The sequence below is a fragment of the Clavibacter sp. B3I6 genome (genome assembly GCF_030816895.1).
In the GTDB taxonomy this organism is placed as follows: domain Bacteria; phylum Actinomycetota; class Actinomycetes; order Actinomycetales; family Microbacteriaceae; genus Clavibacter.
This window is the reverse complement of sequence record NZ_JAUSYL010000001.1, coordinates 2,562,815-2,580,877: the sequence shown is the minus strand read 5'-3', so window position 1 is coordinate 2,580,877 and position 18,063 is coordinate 2,562,815. Positions and strand designations below refer to the sequence as shown.

Genomic DNA, 18,063 nt, shown 5'->3' with positions numbered 1-18,063 from the left:
CGGGTATCGCGGGTCGTGCGGGGCCGGCGCGGGCGCCGGTGGTCAGGCCGCGGGCGGTGCTCCCCCGGCGGGGCGGCCGTGGAGGCCGGGGATGCCCGGCAGGCCGGACGGGCCCGACCGGCCGGCCGGGCCGGGCGCGCGGCGGAGTGAGCGGGCGCCCGTGCGCATCACCGCGAGGGCCCGGTCGAGCGCGGCGCGCGCGCCCTCGGGGCGGGAGGCGTCGGCGTCGAGGAGGACCGCGGTGGCGCCCTCGTCGGCGGCGGCGTCGCGGACGGCGTCGAGGCGGTCGGCGAGGTGGGCGCCGAGGAGGACGACGTCCATGCCGGCGGCGTCGAGTCGCACCTGGGCGAGGGATCCGGCGACGGCCTCGATCTCGAGCCCGTCGGCCTCGGCGAGCTCGCGGAGGCGGTGGGCGAGGAAGGTGCTGGATGCGCCGGAGCCGCAGACGACGAGGATCCTCCCGGTCATGCTGTGCCTCCTCGCGTCGTCGCTGGTCGTCCCATCGTGCTCCGCGGCCGGGCGGGGCGCCAGCAGATCCGCTTCCGCAGGGTAGGAAAACCGGTGCGGCGCAGTCCCGCTCGGGCATCCGGACCCGGACCGGATGGTTGACTCGGTGTGCACGGACCGACCCCGCCCCGCGGATCCGGCCGAGGCGGACCGCCGCGAGGGAGACGACCATGCTGAGCGACAACCAGGAGAGGCTGCTGGACTACCTGTCCACGGCCGACCGGTGGGTCGAGGCCGGCGAGCTCGCGGACCGCCTCGGCGTCACCACCCGCAGCGTCCGCAACTACGTCACGGCCGTCCGGGAGCGCTCGAGCGTGGTCGTCGCCTCCTCCCCCGACGGCTACCGCATCGACGCCGGCAGCTACGCCCGTCACCTCGGCGCCCGGCCGACGGCGGATCCGCAGGGCACGCCCCGCGACCGGCTGCACGCGCTCGTCCGCCGTCTCGGCGACGCGCCCGAGGGCCTCGACGTCCACCTGCTCGCCGACGAGCTGCACGTGAGCGACTCCACGGTCGAGGCGGACCTCCGCAAGGTCCGCGCCCTCGTCGAGGACGCGGGACTCGCGCTCCGCCGCGCCGGATCCACCGTGGTCCTCGAGGGCTCGGAGCGCGACTTCCGCCGGCTGCTCTCGCGCATGTTCCGCGACGAGAGCGCGCAGGGCTTCCTGCCGCTGGAGTCCGTGCAGCGCGAGTTCGCCTCCGACTCGCTGAAGGCGTTCAAGACGGACCTCATCCGCGAGCTCACGGAGCGCGGCTTCTTCGTGAACGAGTACGGCGTCGACAACGTCCTCCTGCACGTGGCCATCGCGGTGGACCGGCTCGCGCGGGCGCCGCGGCGGGCGGACGGGGACGCCGCGGTCGATCCCGATCCCGCGGCGGATGGGGATCCGGCCGACGACGGCGCCGAGGCCGGTCGCGACGCCGCCGGGCACGACCCCGCCGGGCACGACCCCGCCGCGGGAGCCGCTGCGGATCCCACGGCGCTCGCCATCCGCGACGTGCTCGCCCGCCTCCTCGCCGCCCACTTCGACGTGCCGGTGCCGGCCGGCGACATCGCCTACCTCGCCCTCCTCGTCCGGACGCGCGTCGTCACGCCCGGCAACGAGCAGTCGCTGGCGACCGTGATGCGCGAGCACGTCGTCGAGAGCGACCTCGACGTGGTGCGCGCCATCGTCCGCCGCGTGAAGCAGGAGTACCTGGTCGACCTCGAGGACGAGGACTTCACGGTCCGCTTCTCCCTGCACCTCGGCAACCTCGTCGCGCGCGCCGCCGACCGCTCCTTCTCCCGCAACCCGCTCGCGCGCTCCATCAAGACCTCCTACCCGATGACCTACGAGATCGCGGTCTTCATCGCGAGCGAGGTGCAGCGGCGCCGCGGCATCGCGATCAACGACGACGAGATCGCCTACATCGCCCTGCACGTGGGGTCGCACCGGGAGCGGATCGCGCGGCGCGACGACCGGGTCGCCTGCGCGCTCGTGTGCCCGAACTACTACGACCTGCACCAGATCATGCGCAGCCGCATCGAGCAGGCGCTCGGCGCGGACATCAGCGTGGACGCCGTCGTGACGCGCACCGACGTCGACGCCGACGCGCTCGGCGTGCAGCTCGTGATCGACGCCACCGGGTCCCGTCCGCCCGCCGACAACGTCGTGGTCGTGCAGCCGCTGCCCACGCCCGACGACATCGAGTCGATCCGCCGGGCTGTCGCCCGCATCCGCCGGCACGCGCGCCGGAGCTCCATGAAGCACGACCTGCTGCGCTTCCTCGACGAGTCCCTGTTCTTCCGGGACCTGCACGCGCCCGACGAGGAGGCCATGATCCGGCTGCTCGGTCAGCGCATGGTCGAGCAAGGCATCATCGAGCCCGAGTACATCGAGGGCGCCATCGAGCGCGAGCGGCTGTCGTCCACGGCCTTCACGGACACGCTCGCCGTGCCGCACTCGCTGGCCATGACGGCGCACCGCACGGCCATCGCGATCGTGGTGAACGACGAGGCGATGCAGTGGGGCGGCAACCGCGTGCACGTGGTGGCGCTCGTCGCCTTCAGCGCGAGCGGCCGCACGAGCTTCCAGCACGTGTTCGACCAGTTCGTGGAGGTCTTCTCCGACCACCGCGACGTGCAGGCGATCATGCGGGCGTCGGGATCGCACGGCTCCTTCATCGAGGAGCTCGTGCACGTCATGGACACCTGACCCGAGGCTCGTGGGCAGCGTCCGGGCCCGCCGTCAGCCGTCGGCGACGCTCAGGGCGCGACGGGCGTGATCCCCAGCGGCACGAGGCGCGACGCACCGCCGTCCGCCAGCGTGAGCACCCAGATGCCGCGCGCGTGCACGGCGACGGAGTGCTCCCAGTGCGAGGCCATGCTGCCGTCCACGGTGGCGACGGTCCAGTCGTCGTCGAGGACGCGCGTCTCCGCCTCGCCGTCGGTGATCATCGGCTCGATCGCGACGACCAGCCCGGGCTTCACGGCCGGGCCCTTCCCGCGCACGCGGTAGTTGAACACCGGCGGATCCTCGTGCATGCTCCGGCCGATGCCGTGGCCCGTGTAGTCCATGACGATGCCGAAGGATCCCGCCGCCTCGACGGACTCCTCGACGGCCTCCCCCACCTCGTTGAGGTGGGATGCCGTCGCGAGCCGGGCGATGCCGGCCCACAGCGAGTCCTCGGTGACGCGGGACAGGAGCTCGCGCGCCTCCACGACGTCCGGCCGGGCGGGGTCGGGGACGACGACCGTCATGGCCGAGTCGCCGTTCCAGCCGTCGATCTCCGCACCGCTGTCGACCGAGACGATGTCGCCCGGCTGCAGCACGCGGTCGCCGGGGATCCCGTGCACGACCTCGTCGTTCACCGAGACGCACACCGTGTGGCGGTAGCCCGGCACGAGCTGGAAGTTCGAGTGCCCGCCGAGCGCGCGGATCGCGGCGTCGGCCGCCTGGTCGAGCTCGCCCGTCGTGACACCGGGGGCGATGAGCGCCCGCACCGCGTCGAGCGACGCAGCGGTGGCGAGCCCGGGGGCGACCATGCGGCGCATCTCGTCCGGGGTCTTGTAGATCCCCGGGGTGCGGCGGAGCGCTCCCACGGGCTAGACGCGGCCCGCGTCGGAGACCGGCCGGATGCCGCGGGCAGCCAGGGCCTCGCGGATGCGCGCGGCGACCTCGTCGACCTCGCCCAGGCCGTCGACCTCGAGCAGCAGCCCGCGGTCGCGGTAGACCGCGATGAGCGGTGACGTCTCGCGGACGTACACCTCCTGGCGGTGCCGGATGGCGTCCTCGCTGTCGTCCGCGCGGCCCTGCTCGGTGGCGCGGCGCGTGAGGCGGGAGACGACCTCGTCCTCGTCGGCGACGAGCTGGATCACGGCATCGAGCTCGTGACCCCAGCCCTGCAGCAGCTCCTCCAGGTACGCGACCTGGTCGAGCGTGCGCGGGTAGCCGTCGAGCAGGAAGCCCGCCTGCGCGTCCTCCTCCTGGAGGCGGCTGGTCACGAGGCTGTTGGTGAGCTCGTCCGGGACGTAGTTCCCCGCGTCGACGAGGGCCTGGACCTGCTGGCCGAGCTCGGTGCCGTCCTTGATGTTCTGGCGGAAGATGTCGCCGGTCGAGATGTCCGGGATGCCGTATTCGGCCGCGATGAGCTTCGCCTGCGTGCCCTTGCCGGCGCCGGGCGGCCCGACGATCAGGAGCCGGGTCACTTGAGCAGCCCCTCGTAGTGGCGCTGCTGCAGCTGCGAGTCGATCTGCTTCACCGTCTCGAGGCCGACGCCCACGACGATCAGGATGCTCGCGCCGCCGAACGGGAAGTTCTGGTTGGCGCCGACGAGCGAGAGGGCGATGAGCGGCAGGAGCGCGATGAGGCCGAGGTACAGCGAGCCCGGCAGCGTGATGCGCGTGAGCACGTAGTCGAGGTACTCGGCGGTCGGGCGGCCGGCGCGGATGCCGGGGATGAAGCCGCCGTACTTCTTCATGTTGTCGGCGACCTCCTCCGGGTTGAAGGTGATGGCGACGTAGAAGTACGTGAAGCCGACGATGAGCAGGAAGTACATCGCCATGTAGAGCGGGTGGTCGCCCGTCGTGAGGTTGTCGGTGATCCACTGCACCCACGGCGCGGGCGCCTCGCCGACGGCGGGCTGGTTGAACTGCGCGACGAGCGCGGGCAGGTACAGCAGCGACGAGGCGAAGATGACGGGCACGACGCCGGCCATGTTGACCTTGATGGGGATGTAGGTGTTGTTGCCGCCGTAGGTGCGGCGGCCGACCATGCGCTTGGCGTACTGGACCGGGATGCGGCGCTGCGACTGCTCGACGTAGACGACGGCGGCGACGACCAGCAGGCCGACCAGGATCACGAGGGCGAAGACCTCCCAGCCGCGGCTCTGCTGGATGGCGAGCAGCGAGGTCGGGAAGGCCGCGGCGACCGACGTGAAGATGAGGAGCGACATGCCGTTGCCGATGCCGCGCTCGGTGATGAGCTCGCCCATCCACATGATGAGGCCGGTGCCGGCGGTCATCGTGATGACCATGAGCATGATCGCGTACCAGGCGTCGTTCGTGATGAGCTGCGTGCAGGCGCTGACGTTCGTCTGGCCGAACAGCGCACCGCTGCGCGCGACCGTGATGAGCGTCGTGGACTGCAGGACCGCGAGGGCGATCGTGAGGTAGCGCGTGTACTGCGTGAGCTTGGCCTGACCGGACTGGCCCTCCTTGTAGAGGGTGTCGAAGTGCGGGATGACCACGCGGAGCAGCTGGACGATGATCGACGCCGTGATGTACGGCATGATGCCCAGCGCGAAGATGGAGAGCTTCAGCAGCGCGCCGCCGCTGAAGAGGTTGACGAGCTCGTAGAGGCCCGAGGTGCCCTGGTTCGCCGCGAGGCACGACTGCACGTTGGCGAAGTCGACGAACGGCGCGGGGATGAACGATCCCAGGCGGAAGAGGGCGATGATGCCCAGCGTGAAGCCGATCTTGCGACGCAGATCGGGGGTGCGGAAGATCCTGACGACGGCGCTCAACACGGAGGGTGTCCTGCTTTCTGTGGGAGGTCCGCCGGGAGGCGGGGGTCGGGCCGACCCGATGCGGCCCCAGTAGCCGGGAGGGGCGGCCGGTTCCCCGACCGCCCCTCCCGTGCGTGCTGCAGTGCTACTTGACGGAGCCGCCTGCTGCGACGATCTTCTCCGCAGCGGAGCCGGAGACCTTGTCGACAGCAACGGTCAGCTTAACCGAGATGTCGCCGTCCCCGAGGACCTTGACCTTCTCGTTCTTGCGCACGGCACCCTTGGCGACCAGGTCGCTCGTGGTGACGTCGCCGCCGTCGGGGTAGAGCACGGCGAGCTTCTCCAGGTTGACGACCTGGTACTCGACGCGGAACGGGTTCTTGAACCCGCGGAGCTTCGGGGTGCGCATGTGCAGCGGCATCTGCCCACCCTCGAAGCCGATGCGGACCGTGTAGCGGGCCTTCGTGCCCTTGGTGCCACGACCCGCGGTCTTGCCCTTCGAGCCCTCACCGCGGCCGACACGCTGGCGTGCCTTCTTGGCCCCGGCGGCGGGACGGAGGTGGTGGACCTTGAGGACCTGCTCGCGCTTGACCGTCTCCGTCGAGGCGACCGTGGTCGTCTCGGCGGAAGCGGCGGCGACGGGGGCCTTCGCGGTCTTCTTGGGTGCGGCCTTGGGCGCCTTCACGGGCGCCTGCTCGGCCGACTCGTTCTTCTCAGCCATCAGTCGATCTCCTCCACCTTCACCAGGTGCGCGACGGTGTTGACGTAGCCGCGGTTCTGGGCGTTGTCCTCTCGGACCACCACGGCACCGATGCGGCGGAGCCCGAGGCTCCGCAGGGTGTCGCGCTGGTTCTGCTTCTCGCTGATCTTGGACTTGATCTGCGTCACTCGGAGCTGAGCCATCAGACACCTGCCTTCGCGTCGGCCTCGGCACGCTGGGCGCGGAGGATGCGGGCCGGGACGACCTGCTCGAGCTCGAGCCCACGACGGGCCGCGACGGCGCGCGGCTCCTCGAGCTGCTTGAGCGCCTCGACCGTGGCGTGCACGATGTTGATCGTGTTCGACGAGCCGAGCGACTTGCTCAGCACGTCGTGGATGCCGGCGCACTCGAGCACCGCGCGGACGGGGCCACCGGCGATGACGCCGGTACCCGCGGACGCGGGACGCAGGAGGACGACTCCGGCGGAGGCCTCGCCCTGCACGGCGTGCGGGATGGTCAGGCCGATGCGGGGGACGCGGAAGAAGTTCTTCTTCGCCTCCTCGACGCCCTTGGAGATGGCGGTCGGGACCTCGCGGGCCTTGCCGTAGCCGACGCCCACCAGTCCGTTGCCGTCTCCGACGATGACGAGCGCGGTGAAGCTGAAGCGACGACCGCCCTTGACGACCTTGGACACGCGGTTGATGGTGACGACGCGCTCCAGGAACTGGCTCTTGTCGGCATCACGGCCACCGCGGCTGTCGCGGCCGCCCTGGTTCCGGTCGCGTCCGCCACGACGGCCTTCGCGGCCCTCGTTCTGCGCGGGTGCGGTGGACGCCGCGGTCTCGACGGGCGTCTCCGCCACGGCCACGACCTCGGGCTCCTTGCTGTTGTTCTCGGCTGCGCTCACAGGCTCAGACCACCCTCTCGAGCTCCTTCGGCGATGGCCGCGACGCGTCCTGCGTAGCGGTTGCCACCACGATCGAATACGACGCTCTCCACGCCGGCCGCCTTGGCGCGCTCGGCGACGAGCTCGCCGACCTTGCGCGACTTGGCGGTCTTGTCGCCGTCGAACGTGCGCATGTCGACCTCGAGGGTCGACGCGGACGCGACGGTGTGACCACGGCTGTCATCGATGACCTGCACGAAGACGTGGCGGGCCGACCGGGTGACGACGAGGCGCGGACGCAGCTCGGTCCCCTCCACCTTCTTGCGCAGGCGTGCGTGCCTGCGACCGCGGGCGGCGGACTTGCTTTTTCCTCTAACTCCGAGAGCCATGATCACTTACCACTCTTTCCGGCCTTGCGGCGAACGTTCTCGCCGGCGTAGCGGACGCCCTTGCCCTTGTAGGGCTCGGGCTTGCGAATCTTGCGGATGTTGGCGGCCGTCTCGCCGACGAGCTGCTTGTCGATGCCGACGACGGTCATCTTGTTGACGCCCTCGACGGTGAAGCTGATGCCCGCGGGCGCCTCGACGTACACCGGGTGGGAGAAGCCGAGCGCGAACTCGACGCCCTTGTCCTTGATCGCGACGCGGTAACCCGTGCCGACGATCTCGAGGCCCTTGGTGTAGCCGGTGGTGACGCCGACGATCTGGTTGGCGATGAGGCTGCGCGTGAGGCCGTGGAGCGAGCGCGACTCGCGCTCGTCGTCGGGACGGGTGACGAGCACCTGTCCGTCCTGGACCTCGGCGCGGATGGGCTGTGCCACGGTGAGGCTCAGCTCGCCCTTGGGGCCCTTGACCGTGACGACCTGGCCGGCCACGGTGACGTCGACCTCTGCGGGGACGTCGATGGGGAGTCTTCCGATGCGGGACATGTCGTTACCACACGTAGGCGAGGACTTCCCCACCCACGCCCTTCTTCGCAGCCTGGCGGTCCGTGAGGAGCCCCGAGGAGGTGGACAGGATGGCGACCCCGAGGCCACCGAGGACCTGGGGGATCTCGGCGGACTTCGCGTAGACGCGGAGGCCGGGCTTGGACACGCGCTTGATGCCCCGGATGGAGCGCTCGCGGTCCGGTCCGAACTTGAGGCTGAGCGTCAGCGTCTGGCCGACGCGGGCGTCCGCGACGTCCCAGCCGGCAATGAAGCCCTCGGACTTGAGGATGTCGGCGATGTGCGACTTGAGCTTGGAGTGCGGCATGGAGACCGTGTCGTGGTGCGCGGAGTTCGCGTTCCGGAGTCGGGTCAGCATGTCGGCGACCGGGTCGGTCATTGTCATGACTGGTGGTACCTCTCTCGCCTGGTTTCGTTCATCCGGACACGGATGACGACCTGTGGTGGTGGCGGCGCCGGGCGGAGGTGCCCGGCGCCGATCGTGCGGTGGTGCTGGTCGTGCGGGTGGAACGTGCTACGGCGTGTTCTCGGGCGTCTGGAACGGGAAGCCGAGCGCCTTGAGCAGCGCGCGTCCCTCGTCGTCCGTCCGAGCGGTCGTGACGACCGTGATGTCCATGCCGCGGACCCGGTCGATGCGGTCCTGGTCGATCTCGTGGAACATGGACTGCTCGTTGAGACCGAACGTGTAGTTGCCGTTCCCGTCGAACTGCTTGGGGCTGAGCCCCCGGAAGTCGCGGATGCGGGGCAGGGCGAGGGACAGCAGGCGGTCGAGGAACTCCCACATGCGGTCGCCGCGGAGCGTGACGTGGGTGCCGATGGCCTGGCCCTCACGCAGCTTGAACTGGGCGATCGACTTGCGGGCCTTCGTGACCTGCGGCTTCTGGCCGGTGATCTTGGTGAGGTCGGCGACCGCGCCGTCGATGATCTTGCCGTCGCGAGCCGCGTCGCCGACGCCCATGTTCACGACGATCTTCGTGAGCCCGGGCACCTGGTGCACGTTCGTGAAGCCGAGATCAGCGGTCAGCTGGCTGACGATCTCGGAGCGGTACTTCTGCTTCAGGCGCGGGAGCTGCTTGCCCTCGGCCGTGCCAGCGGTTGCGGTGTCGGTCATTGCTAGAGGTCCTTACCTGACTTCTTGGCGTAGCGGACGCGGACGGTCTTGGAGACCCCGTCCTTCTCGACCGTCTCGGTCCGGAAGCCGACGCGCGTGGGCTTCTTGGACTCGGGGTCGACGAGCGCGACGTTGGAGATGTGGATGGGCGCCTCGACGGTCTCGATGCCGCCGGTCTTGGAGCCGCGCTGCGTCTGGCCGACGCGGACGTGCTTCGTGATGAAGTTCACGCCCTCGACGACGACGCGGTTGCGCTCGACCAGGACGGACAGGACCTTGCCCTGCTTGCCCCGGTCGCCGCCCTTGGCCTGCGTGCGACCCGTGATGACCTGCACGAGGTCACCCTTCTTGATGTTCGCCATGACTAAATGACCTCCGGTGCCAGCGAGATGATCTTCATGAACTTCTTGTCCCGGAGCTCGCGGCCCACCGGTCCGAAGATGCGGGTGCCGCGGGGCTCCCCGTTGCTGTTCAGGATGACGGCGGCGTTCTCGTCGAACTTGATGTACGAGCCGTCGGGACGGCGCGTCTCCTTCTTGGTGCGGACGATGACGGCCTTGACGACCTCGCCCTTCTTGACGTTGCCGCCGGGGATCGCGTCCTTGACGGTCGCGACGATGACGTCACCGAGGCCGGCGTAGCGACGACCCGAGCCACCGAGGACGCGGATGGTCAAGATCTCCTTGGCGCCCGTGTTGTCCGCGATCTTGAGTCGGGATTCCTGCTGAATCACTGTTGCTCCTTCATCCAAGCAGCCGGGGCTACTTGGCCTTCTCGAGGATCTCGACCAGGCGCCAGCGCTTGGAGGCGCTGAGGGGACGGGTCTCGTTGATGAGGACCAGGTCGCCGATGCCGGCGGAGTTCGCCTCGTCGTGCGCCTTGACCTTGGAGGTGCGGCGGATGACCTTGCCGTACAGCGGGTGCTTCACGCGGTCCTCGACCTCGACGACGATGGTCTTGTCCATCTTGTCGCTCGTGACGTAGCCACGACGGGACTTGCGGTAGCCGCGGTCGACCGTCGCGGTGTCCGCCGTGTTCTTCTCTTCGGCGTTCGCCATGATCAAGCCTCCTCAGCCTTCTCGGTGACGGCGGCGTCGTCGGCCTTCGCGGCCTTCTTCGTCGCCTTCTTCTTCTCGGGCTTCTCGGGGACCTCGACGGGGGCGGGCGTGGGACGGATGCCCAGCTCGCGCTCGCGGATGACCGTGTAGATCCGAGCGATGTCGCGCTTGACCGCGCGGAGGCGGCCGTGGCTGTCGAGCTGACCGGTGGCCGACTGGAAGCGCAGGTTGAACAGCTCCTCCTTGGCCTTCTTCAGCTCTTCGACGAGTCGCTCGTCCTCGAAAGTGTCCAGCTCGACGGGGGCGAGCTCCTTGGAACCGATCGCCATTATGCGTCGCCTTCCTCGCGCTTGATGATGCGTGCCTTGAGGGGCAGCTTGTGGATGGCCCGGGTGAGCGCCTCGCGCGCCGTGACCTCGTCGACTCCGGAGAGCTCGAAGAGCACGCGGCCCGGCTTGACGTTCGCGACCCACCACTCGACCGAGCCCTTGCCGGAACCCATGCGGGTCTCGGCGGGCTTCTTGGTGAGCGGACGGTCGGGGAAGATGTTGATGTACACCTTGCCGCCGCGCTTGACGTGACGCGTCATGGCGATTCGAGCGGACTCGATCTGCCGGTTCGTGACGTAGGCGGGCGTGAGGGCCTGGATGCCGTACTCACCGAACGACACGGTGGTGCCACCGGTCGCGTGGCCGGTACGACCGGGGTGGTGCTGCTTGCGGTGCTTGACTCGACGGGGGATAAGCATGGTTACGCCTCAACTCCTGCTGCGGCGACCGGCGCTGCCTCGGCGGCCGGCGCGGTGCGCGGCGCGTTGGTGCGGCGATCCCCGGTTCGACCGTCGGAACGGTCGTTACGGCGCTCGGGGCGCGACGACTTCTGGTTCGCCTGCTCGCGAGCGAGATCCTTGTTGGTGATGTCGCCCTTGTAGACCCAGACCTTCACGCCGATGCGGCCGAAGGAGGTGCGGGCCTCGTAGAAGCCGTAGTCGATGTTCGCGCGGAGGGTGTGCAGCGGCACGCGGCCCTCCCGGTAGAACTCCGACCGGCTCATCTCGGCGCCGCCGAGGCGGCCCGACACCTGGATGCGGACGCCCTTGGCGCCGGCGCGCTGGGCGCCCTGCAGGCCCTTGCGCATCGCGCGGCGGAACGCCACGCGACCCGCGAGCTGCTCGGCGATGCCCTGGGCGACCAGCTGCGCCTCGGCCTCGGGGTTCTTCACCTCGAGGATGTTCAGCTGGATCTGCTTGCCCGTGAGCTTCTCGAGGTCGGCGCGGATGCGCTCGGCCTCGACGCCGCGGCGGCCGATGACGATGCCCGGGCGGGCCGTGTAGATGTCCACGCGGACACGGTCACGGGTGCGCTCGATCTCGATGCGCGCCACTCCGGCGCGGTCGAGGCTCGTCTTGAGCATGGTGCGGATGCGCACGTCCTCGGCGACGTAGTCGCTGTAACGCTGCCCCTTCTTCGTGCTGTCCGAGAACCAACGCGACACGTGGTCGGTGGTGATCCCGAGACGGAACCCGTACGGGTTGACCTTCTGTCCCATTACTTGCTCGCCTTCTTCGTGGTCGACGCCACGTCCGCCTCATCCGGCGTCGCGAGGACGACCGTGATGTGGCTGGTGCGCTTGTTGATACGGAATGCGCGACCCTGTGCGCGCGGCTGGAACCGCTTGAGGGTGGTGCCCTCGTCCACGAACGCCTTGGCGATGTAGAGGTCCTGCTCCGCGAGGAAGCTGTTCGACGCGTCGGCCTTGACCCGCGCGTTCGCCATGGCCGAGGCCACCAGCTTGTAGATCGGCTCGCTCGCGCCCTGCGGCGCGAACTTCAGGATGGCCAGGGCCTCCTCGGCCTGCTTCCCGCGGATCATGTCCACGACGCGACGGGCCTTCTGGGGGGTGACGCGGATGTGACGCACGCGTGCGATCGACTCCACCATTTCTCTCCTCCTTCTCGTCGCCGCGTTAGCGACGACGACCCTTCTTGTCGTCCTTCACGTGGCCGCGGAAGGTGCGCGTGAGAGCGAACTCGCCGAGCTTGTGGCCCACCATCGACTCGGTGACGAACACCGGGACGTGCTTGCGACCGTCGTGCACCGCGATGGTGTGACCCAGCATCGCCGGGATGATCATCGAGCGGCGCGACCAGGTCTTGATCACGTTCTTGCTGCTGGCCTCGTTCGCCGAGATCACCTTGCGGAGCAGGTGGTCGTCGACGAAGGGGCCCTTCTTCAGACTGCGTGGCATCTTCTACAACTCCTACTTGCGCTTCTTGCCGGCGTTGCGGCGGCGAACGATGAGCTTGTCGCTGGGCTTGTTGATGTGGCGCGTGCGGCCTTCCTTCTGGCCCCACGGGCTGACCGGGTGGCGACCACCGGAGGTCTTGCCCTCACCACCACCGTGCGGGTGGTCGACCGGGTTCATGGCGACACCGCGGACGGTCGGGCGGACGCCCTTCCAGCGCATGCGGCCGGCCTTGCCCCAGTTGATGTTGGACTGCTCGCCGTTGCCGACCTCGCCGATGGTGGCGCGGCAGCGCGCATCGACGTTGCGGATCTCGCCCGAGGGGAGACGCAGCTGGGCGTAGGGGCCGTCCTTCGCCACGAGGCGCACGGAGGCGCCGGCGGAGCGGGCCATCTTCGCGCCGCCGCCGGGGCGGAGCTCGATGGCGTGGATGACGGTACCCGTCGGGATGTTGCGCAGCGGCAGGTTGTTGCCGGGCTTGATGTCGGCCGTGGCGCCCGACTCGATCTTGTCGCCCTGCTTCAGCTTGTTCGGCGCGAGGATGTAGCGCTTCGTGCCGTCGATGAAGTGCAGGAGCGCGATGCGCGCCGTGCGGTTGGGGTCGTACTCGATGTGGGCGACGGTCGCGATGACGCCGTCCTTGTCGTTGCGCTTGAAGTCGATCACGCGGTACTGGCGCTTGTGGCCACCACCGATGTGACGGGTCGTGATCCGACCCTGGTTGTTGCGGCCACCGGTCTTGGAGAGCGGGCGGAGCAGCGACTTCTCGGGCGTCGAGCGCGTGATCTCCACGAAGTCGGCGACGGACGAACCGCGACGACCCGGGGTCGTGGGCTTGTACTTGCGAATAGCCATTGGTGTTTTCCTAGTCCCGGTCTCAGCCGACAGTCGTGAAGATGTCGATGGAGCCCGACTTGAGGGAGACGATGGCGCGCTTGGTGTCCTTGCGCTTGCCCAGGCCGAACTTCGTGCGGCGCGTCTTGCCCTGCTTGTTGAGCGTGTTGACCGACGCGACCTGCACGCCGAAGATCTTCTCGATCGCGAGCTTGATCTCGGTCTTGTTCGAGCGGGGGTCCACGATGAACGTGTACTTGCCCTGGTCGATCAGGCCGTAGCTCTTCTCGGAGACGACCGGCGCGATGATGATGTCGCGGGGGTCCTTCTGGGTGGCGCTCATGCGGCAACCTCTTCCTTGGCCGTCTTCGACTCGACGAACGCGTCGAACGCGCCCTTCGTGAAGACGATGTCGTCGCTCACGAGCACGTCGTACGCGTTGAGCTGGTCGTAGGACAGCACGTGGACCGTCGGGATGTTGCGCACGCTGCGGAGGCTGACCTCGTCGGTGCGCTCCAGGACGATGAGGACGTGCTTGCTCGTGGCGATGCCGTCGAGCAGCGCGACCACGGTCTTCGTCGAGGGGACGTCTCCGGCGGAGAGGCTCTCGATGACGTGGAGGCGGGCGCCGCGCGCGCGGTCGGAGAGCGCGCCGAGCAGAGCCGCGGCGATCATCTTCTTGGGGGTGCGCTGCGAGTAGTTGCGGGGCGTCGGTCCGTGGACGATGCCACCGCCGGTCATCTGGGGCGCGCGGATGGAACCCTGACGGGCGCGGCCGGTGCCCTTCTGCTTGAACGGCTTGCGGCCGGCGCCGGAGACCTCGCCGCGGCCCTTGGTCTTGTGCGTTCCCTGGCGCGCCGCGGCGAGCTGGGCGACGACGACCTGGTGGATGAGCGGGACGTTGGTCTGCACGTCGAAGATCGACGTGGGCAGGTCGACGGAGCCGGTGACTGCACCGGTCGCGTCGAGGACGTCGAGCTGGGTGTCGGTAGCCATGACTACTTCCCCTTCACTGCGTTGCGGACGAAGACGATGCGGCCACGCGCGCCGGGCACTGCGCCCTTGACGAGCAGGAGGCCCTTCTCGGCGTCCACGCTGTGGACGACGAGGTTCAGCACGGTGACGCGCTCGCCACCCATGCGACCGGCCATGCGCATGCCCTTGAAGACACGGCTGGGGGTCGAGGAGGCGCCGATGGAACCGGGCTTGCGGTGGTTGCGGTGCGAACCGTGCGACGCGGAGACGCCCTTGAAGTTGTGGCGCTTCATGACGCCGGCGAAGCCCTTGCCCTTGCTGGTGCCGACGACGTCGACCTTGGTGCCGGGCTCGAAGGCGCCGACCGTGATCTCCTGGCCGAGCGCGTACTCGGCGAAGTCGGCCGTGCGCACCTCGGTGAGGTGGCGGCGCGGCGTGACGCCGGCCTTGTCGAAGTGGCCGGTGCTCGGCTTGTCGGCCTTGCGGGGGTCGATCTGGCCGTAGGCGATCTGGATCGCGCCGTAGCCGTCGACCTCGGGCGTGCGCACCTGGGTGACGACGTTCGGGGTGATCTGCACGACGGTCACGGGGATGAGCTTGTTGTTCTCGTCCCACACCTGCGTCATGCCCAGCTTCGTGCCGAGCAGACCGGTGAAAGTCCTGTTAGCGGTAGACATGGGTTCCCTTAGAGCTTGATCTCGATGTTGACGTCGGCCGGGAGGTCGAGTCGCATGAGCGAGTCGACCGCCTTCGGCGTCGGGTCGACGATGTCGATCAGACGCTTGTGCGTGCGCATCTCGAAGTGCTCGCGGCTGTCCTTGTACTTGTGGGGGGAACGGATCACGCAGATCACGTTCTTCTCCGTGGGCAGCGGCACCGGGCCGACGACCGTGGCGCCCGCGCGGGTCACCGTGTCGACGATCTTCCGGGCCGAGGAGTCGATGACCGAGTGGTCGTACGACTTAAGTCGGATGCGGATCTTCTGTCCCGCCATGTGTGACTCTCTCTCTTTCGTGCGTCATGCGGCCTCGGACCGTATTGGACGCGTGTGTCCCTCGCTCGGACCGGTGCGCCTCGTGGCGTCCCCGTCCGTCGTGCACCCGGGCTCGCATCGTGGGACGCGGCCTCGGGCAGCTCGTGCACCCGCCCGCATGCGGGCGCGGACGAGCGATGCTCATCCGGTGGGTGTCGGTGCCTGTGCTCTGCTGCCCGCGGCCTAACCTGCTCCTGGAGCGACGTGCGCTCCGGGCGGCTATGCACTGCCTGGCAGTGATCCGGTGTCTCGCGCGCAGGGCGGCGTGCACCGGAATGTTGAACTAGACGAGTTTGTCATAGTCGGGCCCTCCGTGCAACCCGGGCGTGTCGCGCCCACTCCCCCGTGATTCCGGGCCTCCGGACCGGCTCGGAGGAGGGCTCGACGGCCCCATCTCGATCAGCGGAACAGCAGGTTCCGGAGCTCCGTCTCCCCCGACCCGAGGCGCTGCGGGTCGATCGTCCGGCCGTGCGCGTACTCGTCGACGAGCCGCGGATCCACGTAGCTGTTCTTCGCGATCGTGGGGGTGTTGCTCAGGACCTCGGCCGCATCCCGGTACGCCTGCGCGAGCGCCCTCTGCCGCTTGCCCTTCGTCTCCTCGGGCCCGTGCTTCGCGAGGCTGATCGCCGCGGCGACCGTGCCGTGCAGTGTGCGGAAGTCCTTGGCGGTGAACTCCCCGCCGGTGCGCTCCCGCACGTAGTCGTTGATGTCGGCGGCGCCGAGCGGGTGCCAGGTCGTCCCCTCCTTGTAGGCCAGGAGGCGGGCGTTCGGACCGCGGCGCTTGAGCCCCCGCACGACCTTGACGAGATCCGGGTCGCGGATGTCGCTCGACCACTCCTGACCGCTCTTCGCGGGGAACTCGAGGTGCACGGCGTCGCCGTGCACGGTGACGTGCGAGCACAGCAGCGTCGTGAGCCCGTGGCTGCCGTTCGACTCCGTGTAGCGCTCGCTGCCCACCCGGAGGCTGCCGGTGTCGAGCATGCGGAAGCCGGCGGCGAGGGCGCGCTCGCGCGTGAACCCGTCCTGGCGGAGGTGCATGGTCACCTGCCGACGCGCGGACGGGAGCGACTCGGCCAGCTGGAGCGCCCGGTCGAACTTGATCCGGTCCTTCTGCTCGCGCCAGGTCGGGTGGTAGATGTACTGCCGGCGCCCGGCGCTGTCGACGCCGGTGGCCTGCACGTGGCCGTTCTCGTACGGGGCGATCCACACGTCGGTCCAGGCGGGCGGGATGCCGAGGCCCTCCATGCGCGCACGGAGCTCGCGGTCGGTCATCCGGTTCCCGTCGGAGTCGAGGTAGGTCCAGCCCTTGCCGGACCGCTTCCGCGTATAGCCCTTGCCGTTGGCGTCGCTGCGACGGAGTCTGACCATCCCTCGAACCTACGCGCAGACCCGCGGATCGTTTGCGCACAACAGATCGGGAGACGGCATCCGCAGGAGGCCGTGAGGACTCCGCCCATTAACGGCCGACAGGGCCGGGCCATGACGGCCCGACCCTGTCGGAGGTGGTGCTGGTGGAGCTGGGTGCTACTTGACGATCTTCGTGACCGTGCCGGCGCCGACGGTGCGGCCACCCTCGCGGATGGCGAAGCCGAGGCCCTCCTCCATGGCGATCGGCTGGATCAGCGCGACGTTCATGTCGGTGGTGTCGCCGGGCATGACCATCTCGGTGCCCTCGGGCAGCGTGATGACGCCGGTGACGTCGGTGGTGCGGAAGTAGAACTGCGGACGGTAGTTCGCGTAGAACGGGTTGTGACGCCCGCCCTCCTCCTTGGAGAGGATGTACGCGGTGCCCTCGAAGTCCGTGTGCGGCGTGACCGAACCCGGCTTGACGATGACCTGGCCGCGCTCGACGTCCTCGCGCTTGGTGCCGCGGAGCAGGAGACCGCAGTTCTCGCCGGCCCAGGCCTCGTCGAGCTGCTTGTGGAACATCTCGATGCCCGTGACGGTGGTCTTGACGGTGGGACGGATGCCCACGATCTCGACGTCCGAGTTGATGGCGAGCGTGCCGCGCTCGGCGCGACCCGTGACGACGGTGCCACGACCGGTGATCGTGAAGACGTCCTCGACGGGCATGAGGAACGGCTTGTCCATTGTCGCGGACGGGCTCGGGGATCGACTCGTCGACCGCCTCCATGAGCTTGAGGATCTGGTCGACCCACTTCTCGTCGCCCTCGAGCGCCTTGAGGCCGGAGACCTGGACGACGGGGGCGTTGTCGCCGTCGAAGTCCTGGCTGGAGAGCAGCTCGCGGACCTCGAGCTCGACGAGCTCGAGGATCTCCTCGTCGTCGACCATGTCGGACTTGTTGAGCGCGACGAGCAGGTACGGCACGCCGACCTGCTTCGCGAGCAGCACGTGCTCGCGCGTCTGGGCCATCGGGCCGTCGGTGGCGGCGACCACGAGGATCGCGCCGTCCATCTGGGCCGCGCCGGTGATCATGTTCTTGATGTAGTCAGCGTGACCGGGGGCGTCGACGTGAGCGTAGTGACGCTTGGGCGTCTCGTACTCGACGTGCGAGATGTTGATCGTGATGCCGCGCTGGCGCTCCTCGGGAGCGGAGTCGATCGATGCGAAGTCGCGCTGCACGTTGGTCGAGGACGGGAACTTGTCCGCCAGGACCTTCGAGATCGCCGCCGTCAGCGTCGTCTTGCCGTGGTCGACGTGACCGATGGTTCCGATGTTGACGTGCGGCTTGTCGCGGACGAACTTGGCCTTACCCACTGTGGGTCCTCCTCAGGACTCGGTGGCAGGGCGTCCGGTTGTCTCTCGGACGCCCTGCGGATTG

At 69.1% G+C, this 18,063-nt stretch carries 26 protein-coding genes and 1 pseudogene; 1 reads left to right on the top strand and 26 read right to left on the bottom strand.

Annotated features, from left to right (window positions below; translation table 11 throughout):
* Positions 1 to 42: 42 nt before the first annotated feature.
* Positions 43 to 468, bottom strand: coding sequence for a PTS sugar transporter subunit IIB (locus tag QFZ62_RS12580; RefSeq protein ID WP_307506263.1), 426 nt, complete (start codon positions 466 to 468; stop codon positions 43 to 45).
* 209 nt (positions 469 to 677) lie between these two features.
* Here QFZ62_RS12580 and QFZ62_RS12575 point away from each other — a divergent pair, with 209 nt between their 5' ends.
* Entirely contained in the window at positions 678 to 2,702 is a 2,025-nt protein-coding gene (locus QFZ62_RS12575; RefSeq protein WP_307506260.1) for a transcription antiterminator, read from the top strand.
* Positions 2,703 to 2,752: 50 nt separating this feature from the next.
* On the opposite strand, the gene map is transcribed toward QFZ62_RS12575, so the two are convergent.
* The 25 genes and pseudogenes from map to tuf form a co-directional block, all read right to left on the bottom strand.
* Positions 2,753 to 3,589, bottom strand: a complete 837-nt coding sequence (gene map / locus QFZ62_RS12570; protein WP_307506258.1) for a type I methionyl aminopeptidase — start codon at positions 3,587 to 3,589, stop codon at positions 2,753 to 2,755.
* Positions 3,590 to 3,592: 3 nt separating this feature from the next.
* Complete coding sequence (locus tag QFZ62_RS12565) at positions 3,593 to 4,195, bottom strand: adenylate kinase (RefSeq protein WP_307506255.1); 603 nt, start codon at positions 4,193 to 4,195, stop codon at positions 3,593 to 3,595.
* Complete coding sequence (secY, locus tag QFZ62_RS12560; RefSeq protein WP_307506252.1) at positions 4,192 to 5,514, bottom strand: preprotein translocase subunit SecY; 1,323 nt, start codon at positions 5,512 to 5,514, stop codon at positions 4,192 to 4,194. The genes QFZ62_RS12565 and secY overlap by 4 nt, the downstream gene beginning before the upstream one ends.
* A gap of 124 nt (positions 5,515 to 5,638) precedes the next feature.
* Positions 5,639 to 6,214, bottom strand: a complete 576-nt coding sequence (gene rplO, locus QFZ62_RS12555) for a 50S ribosomal protein L15 (RefSeq protein ID WP_307506249.1) — start codon at positions 6,212 to 6,214, stop codon at positions 5,639 to 5,641.
* Positions 6,214 to 6,396 (bottom strand): 50S ribosomal protein L30, encoded by a 183-nt coding sequence (rpmD, locus tag QFZ62_RS12550; protein WP_012039289.1) that lies wholly within the window; start codon positions 6,394 to 6,396, stop codon positions 6,214 to 6,216. The genes rplO and rpmD overlap by 1 nt, the downstream gene beginning before the upstream one ends.
* Positions 6,396 to 7,061, bottom strand: a complete 666-nt coding sequence (rpsE, locus tag QFZ62_RS12545) for a 30S ribosomal protein S5 (RefSeq protein ID WP_012039290.1) — start codon at positions 7,059 to 7,061, stop codon at positions 6,396 to 6,398. The genes rpmD and rpsE overlap by 1 nt, the downstream gene beginning before the upstream one ends.
* Before the next feature lie 35 nt (positions 7,062 to 7,096).
* Entirely contained in the window at positions 7,097 to 7,468 is a 372-nt protein-coding gene (rplR, locus tag QFZ62_RS12540) for a 50S ribosomal protein L18 (protein WP_307507798.1), read from the bottom strand.
* A 2-nt stretch (positions 7,469 to 7,470) separates the two neighbouring features.
* On the bottom strand, positions 7,471 to 8,007 hold the full coding sequence (rplF, locus tag QFZ62_RS12535; RefSeq protein WP_307506247.1) for a 50S ribosomal protein L6: 537 nt from the start codon (positions 8,005 to 8,007) through the stop codon (positions 7,471 to 7,473).
* A gap of 4 nt (positions 8,008 to 8,011) precedes the next feature.
* Complete coding sequence (gene rpsH / locus QFZ62_RS12530) at positions 8,012 to 8,410, bottom strand: 30S ribosomal protein S8 (RefSeq protein WP_012039293.1); 399 nt, start codon at positions 8,408 to 8,410, stop codon at positions 8,012 to 8,014.
* A gap of 129 nt (positions 8,411 to 8,539) precedes the next feature.
* Entirely contained in the window at positions 8,540 to 9,136 is a 597-nt protein-coding gene (rplE, locus tag QFZ62_RS12525; protein ID WP_043668813.1) for a 50S ribosomal protein L5, read from the bottom strand.
* Positions 9,137 to 9,138: 2 nt separating this feature from the next.
* Positions 9,139 to 9,498 (bottom strand): 50S ribosomal protein L24, encoded by a 360-nt coding sequence (gene rplX / locus QFZ62_RS12520; RefSeq protein ID WP_043668810.1) that lies wholly within the window; start codon positions 9,496 to 9,498, stop codon positions 9,139 to 9,141.
* A 2-nt stretch (positions 9,499 to 9,500) separates the two neighbouring features.
* On the bottom strand, positions 9,501 to 9,869 hold the full coding sequence (rplN, locus tag QFZ62_RS12515; protein WP_012039296.1) for a 50S ribosomal protein L14: 369 nt from the start codon (positions 9,867 to 9,869) through the stop codon (positions 9,501 to 9,503).
* Positions 9,870 to 9,897: 28 nt separating this feature from the next.
* On the bottom strand, positions 9,898 to 10,194 hold the full coding sequence (gene rpsQ, locus QFZ62_RS12510; protein WP_094116585.1) for a 30S ribosomal protein S17: 297 nt from the start codon (positions 10,192 to 10,194) through the stop codon (positions 9,898 to 9,900).
* Positions 10,195 to 10,196: 2 nt separating this feature from the next.
* Positions 10,197 to 10,523, bottom strand: coding sequence for a 50S ribosomal protein L29 (rpmC, locus tag QFZ62_RS12505; RefSeq protein ID WP_063070794.1), 327 nt, complete (start codon positions 10,521 to 10,523; stop codon positions 10,197 to 10,199).
* Complete coding sequence (gene rplP / locus QFZ62_RS12500; RefSeq protein ID WP_191147459.1) at positions 10,523 to 10,942, bottom strand: 50S ribosomal protein L16; 420 nt, start codon at positions 10,940 to 10,942, stop codon at positions 10,523 to 10,525. The genes rpmC and rplP overlap by 1 nt, the downstream gene beginning before the upstream one ends.
* 2 nt (positions 10,943 to 10,944) lie before the next feature.
* Positions 10,945 to 11,742 (bottom strand): 30S ribosomal protein S3, encoded by a 798-nt coding sequence (rpsC, locus tag QFZ62_RS12495; protein ID WP_012039300.1) that lies wholly within the window; start codon positions 11,740 to 11,742, stop codon positions 10,945 to 10,947.
* Positions 11,742 to 12,134: a 50S ribosomal protein L22 gene (gene rplV / locus QFZ62_RS12490; RefSeq protein ID WP_116054425.1), complete on the bottom strand. Its 393-nt coding sequence runs from the start codon at positions 12,132 to 12,134 to the stop codon at positions 11,742 to 11,744. The genes rpsC and rplV overlap by 1 nt, the downstream gene beginning before the upstream one ends.
* Positions 12,135 to 12,159: 25 nt before the next feature.
* On the bottom strand, positions 12,160 to 12,441 hold the full coding sequence (gene rpsS / locus QFZ62_RS12485; RefSeq protein ID WP_012039302.1) for a 30S ribosomal protein S19: 282 nt from the start codon (positions 12,439 to 12,441) through the stop codon (positions 12,160 to 12,162).
* A gap of 12 nt (positions 12,442 to 12,453) precedes the next feature.
* A complete protein-coding gene (gene rplB / locus QFZ62_RS12480) occupies positions 12,454 to 13,293 on the bottom strand; it encodes a 50S ribosomal protein L2 (protein ID WP_307506231.1) in 840 nt (279 codons plus the stop codon).
* A gap of 22 nt (positions 13,294 to 13,315) precedes the next feature.
* Entirely contained in the window at positions 13,316 to 13,615 is a 300-nt protein-coding gene (gene rplW / locus QFZ62_RS12475; protein WP_191147461.1) for a 50S ribosomal protein L23, read from the bottom strand.
* Complete coding sequence (rplD, locus tag QFZ62_RS12470; protein WP_307506227.1) at positions 13,612 to 14,268, bottom strand: 50S ribosomal protein L4; 657 nt, start codon at positions 14,266 to 14,268, stop codon at positions 13,612 to 13,614. Before rplD ends, rplW begins: the two co-directional genes overlap by 4 nt.
* Positions 14,269 to 14,270: 2 nt before the next feature.
* Positions 14,271 to 14,924 carry a 50S ribosomal protein L3 gene (rplC, locus tag QFZ62_RS12465; protein ID WP_012039306.1) on the bottom strand — a complete coding sequence of 218 codons (654 nt, stop codon included), beginning with the start codon at positions 14,922 to 14,924 and terminating at the stop codon, positions 14,271 to 14,273.
* An 8-nt stretch (positions 14,925 to 14,932) separates the two neighbouring features.
* Positions 14,933 to 15,241: a 30S ribosomal protein S10 gene (rpsJ, locus tag QFZ62_RS12460; protein WP_012039307.1), complete on the bottom strand. Its 309-nt coding sequence runs from the start codon at positions 15,239 to 15,241 to the stop codon at positions 14,933 to 14,935.
* Between the two features lie 438 nt (positions 15,242 to 15,679).
* Positions 15,680 to 16,648 carry a DNA topoisomerase IB gene (locus QFZ62_RS12455; protein WP_307506225.1) on the bottom strand — a complete coding sequence of 323 codons (969 nt, stop codon included), beginning with the start codon at positions 16,646 to 16,648 and terminating at the stop codon, positions 15,680 to 15,682.
* 156 nt (positions 16,649 to 16,804) lie between these two features.
* Positions 16,805 to 17,999: pseudogene (gene tuf, locus QFZ62_RS12450) on the bottom strand (elongation factor Tu).
* Positions 18,000 to 18,063 lie beyond the last annotated feature (64 nt).

What these genes read in the sequence shown, in the direction of transcription:
- QFZ62_RS12580 (WP_307506263.1), bottom strand. Translation starts at nt 468, where the DNA reads ATGACCGGGAGGATCCTCGTCGTCTGCGGCTCCGGCGCATCCAGCACC.
- QFZ62_RS12575 (WP_307506260.1), top strand. Translation starts at nt 678, where the DNA reads ATGCTGAGCGACAACCAGGAGAGGCTGCTGGACTACCTGTCCACGGCC.
- rplO (WP_307506249.1), bottom strand. Translation starts at nt 6,214, where the DNA reads ATGGCTGAGAAGAACGAGTCGGCCGAGCAGGCGCCCGTGAAGGCGCCC.
- rpmD (WP_012039289.1), bottom strand. Translation starts at nt 6,396, where the DNA reads ATGGCTCAGCTCCGAGTGACGCAGATCAAGTCCAAGATCAGCGAGAAG.
- rplR (WP_307507798.1), bottom strand. Translation starts at nt 7,468, where the DNA reads ATGGCTCTCGGAGTTAGAGGAAAAAGCAAGTCCGCCGCCCGCGGTCGC.
- rplF (WP_307506247.1), bottom strand. Translation starts at nt 8,007, where the DNA reads ATGTCCCGCATCGGAAGACTCCCCATCGACGTCCCCGCAGAGGTCGAC.
- rpsH (WP_012039293.1), bottom strand. Translation starts at nt 8,410, where the DNA reads ATGACAATGACCGACCCGGTCGCCGACATGCTGACCCGACTCCGGAAC.
- rplE (WP_043668813.1), bottom strand. Translation starts at nt 9,136, where the DNA reads ATGACCGACACCGCAACCGCTGGCACGGCCGAGGGCAAGCAGCTCCCG.
- rplX (WP_043668810.1), bottom strand. Translation starts at nt 9,498, where the DNA reads ATGGCGAACATCAAGAAGGGTGACCTCGTGCAGGTCATCACGGGTCGC.
- rpsQ (WP_094116585.1), bottom strand. Translation starts at nt 10,194, where the DNA reads ATGGCGAACGCCGAAGAGAAGAACACGGCGGACACCGCGACGGTCGAC.
- rpmC (WP_063070794.1), bottom strand. Translation starts at nt 10,523, where the DNA reads ATGGCGATCGGTTCCAAGGAGCTCGCCCCCGTCGAGCTGGACACTTTC.
- rplP (WP_191147459.1), bottom strand. Translation starts at nt 10,942, where the DNA reads ATGCTTATCCCCCGTCGAGTCAAGCACCGCAAGCAGCACCACCCCGGT.
- rpsC (WP_012039300.1), bottom strand. Translation starts at nt 11,742, where the DNA reads ATGGGACAGAAGGTCAACCCGTACGGGTTCCGTCTCGGGATCACCACC.
- rplV (WP_116054425.1), bottom strand. Translation starts at nt 12,134, where the DNA reads ATGGTGGAGTCGATCGCACGCGTGCGTCACATCCGCGTCACCCCCCAG.
- rpsS (WP_012039302.1), bottom strand. Translation starts at nt 12,441, where the DNA reads ATGCCACGCAGTCTGAAGAAGGGCCCCTTCGTCGACGACCACCTGCTC.
- rplB (WP_307506231.1), bottom strand. Translation starts at nt 13,293, where the DNA reads ATGGCTATTCGCAAGTACAAGCCCACGACCCCGGGTCGTCGCGGTTCG.
- rplW (WP_191147461.1), bottom strand. Translation starts at nt 13,615, where the DNA reads ATGAGCGCCACCCAGAAGGACCCCCGCGACATCATCATCGCGCCGGTC.
- rplD (WP_307506227.1), bottom strand. Translation starts at nt 14,268, where the DNA reads ATGGCTACCGACACCCAGCTCGACGTCCTCGACGCGACCGGTGCAGTC.
- rplC (WP_012039306.1), bottom strand. Translation starts at nt 14,924, where the DNA reads ATGTCTACCGCTAACAGGACTTTCACCGGTCTGCTCGGCACGAAGCTG.
- rpsJ (WP_012039307.1), bottom strand. Translation starts at nt 15,241, where the DNA reads ATGGCGGGACAGAAGATCCGCATCCGACTTAAGTCGTACGACCACTCG.
- QFZ62_RS12455 (WP_307506225.1), bottom strand. Translation starts at nt 16,648, where the DNA reads ATGGTCAGACTCCGTCGCAGCGACGCCAACGGCAAGGGCTATACGCGG.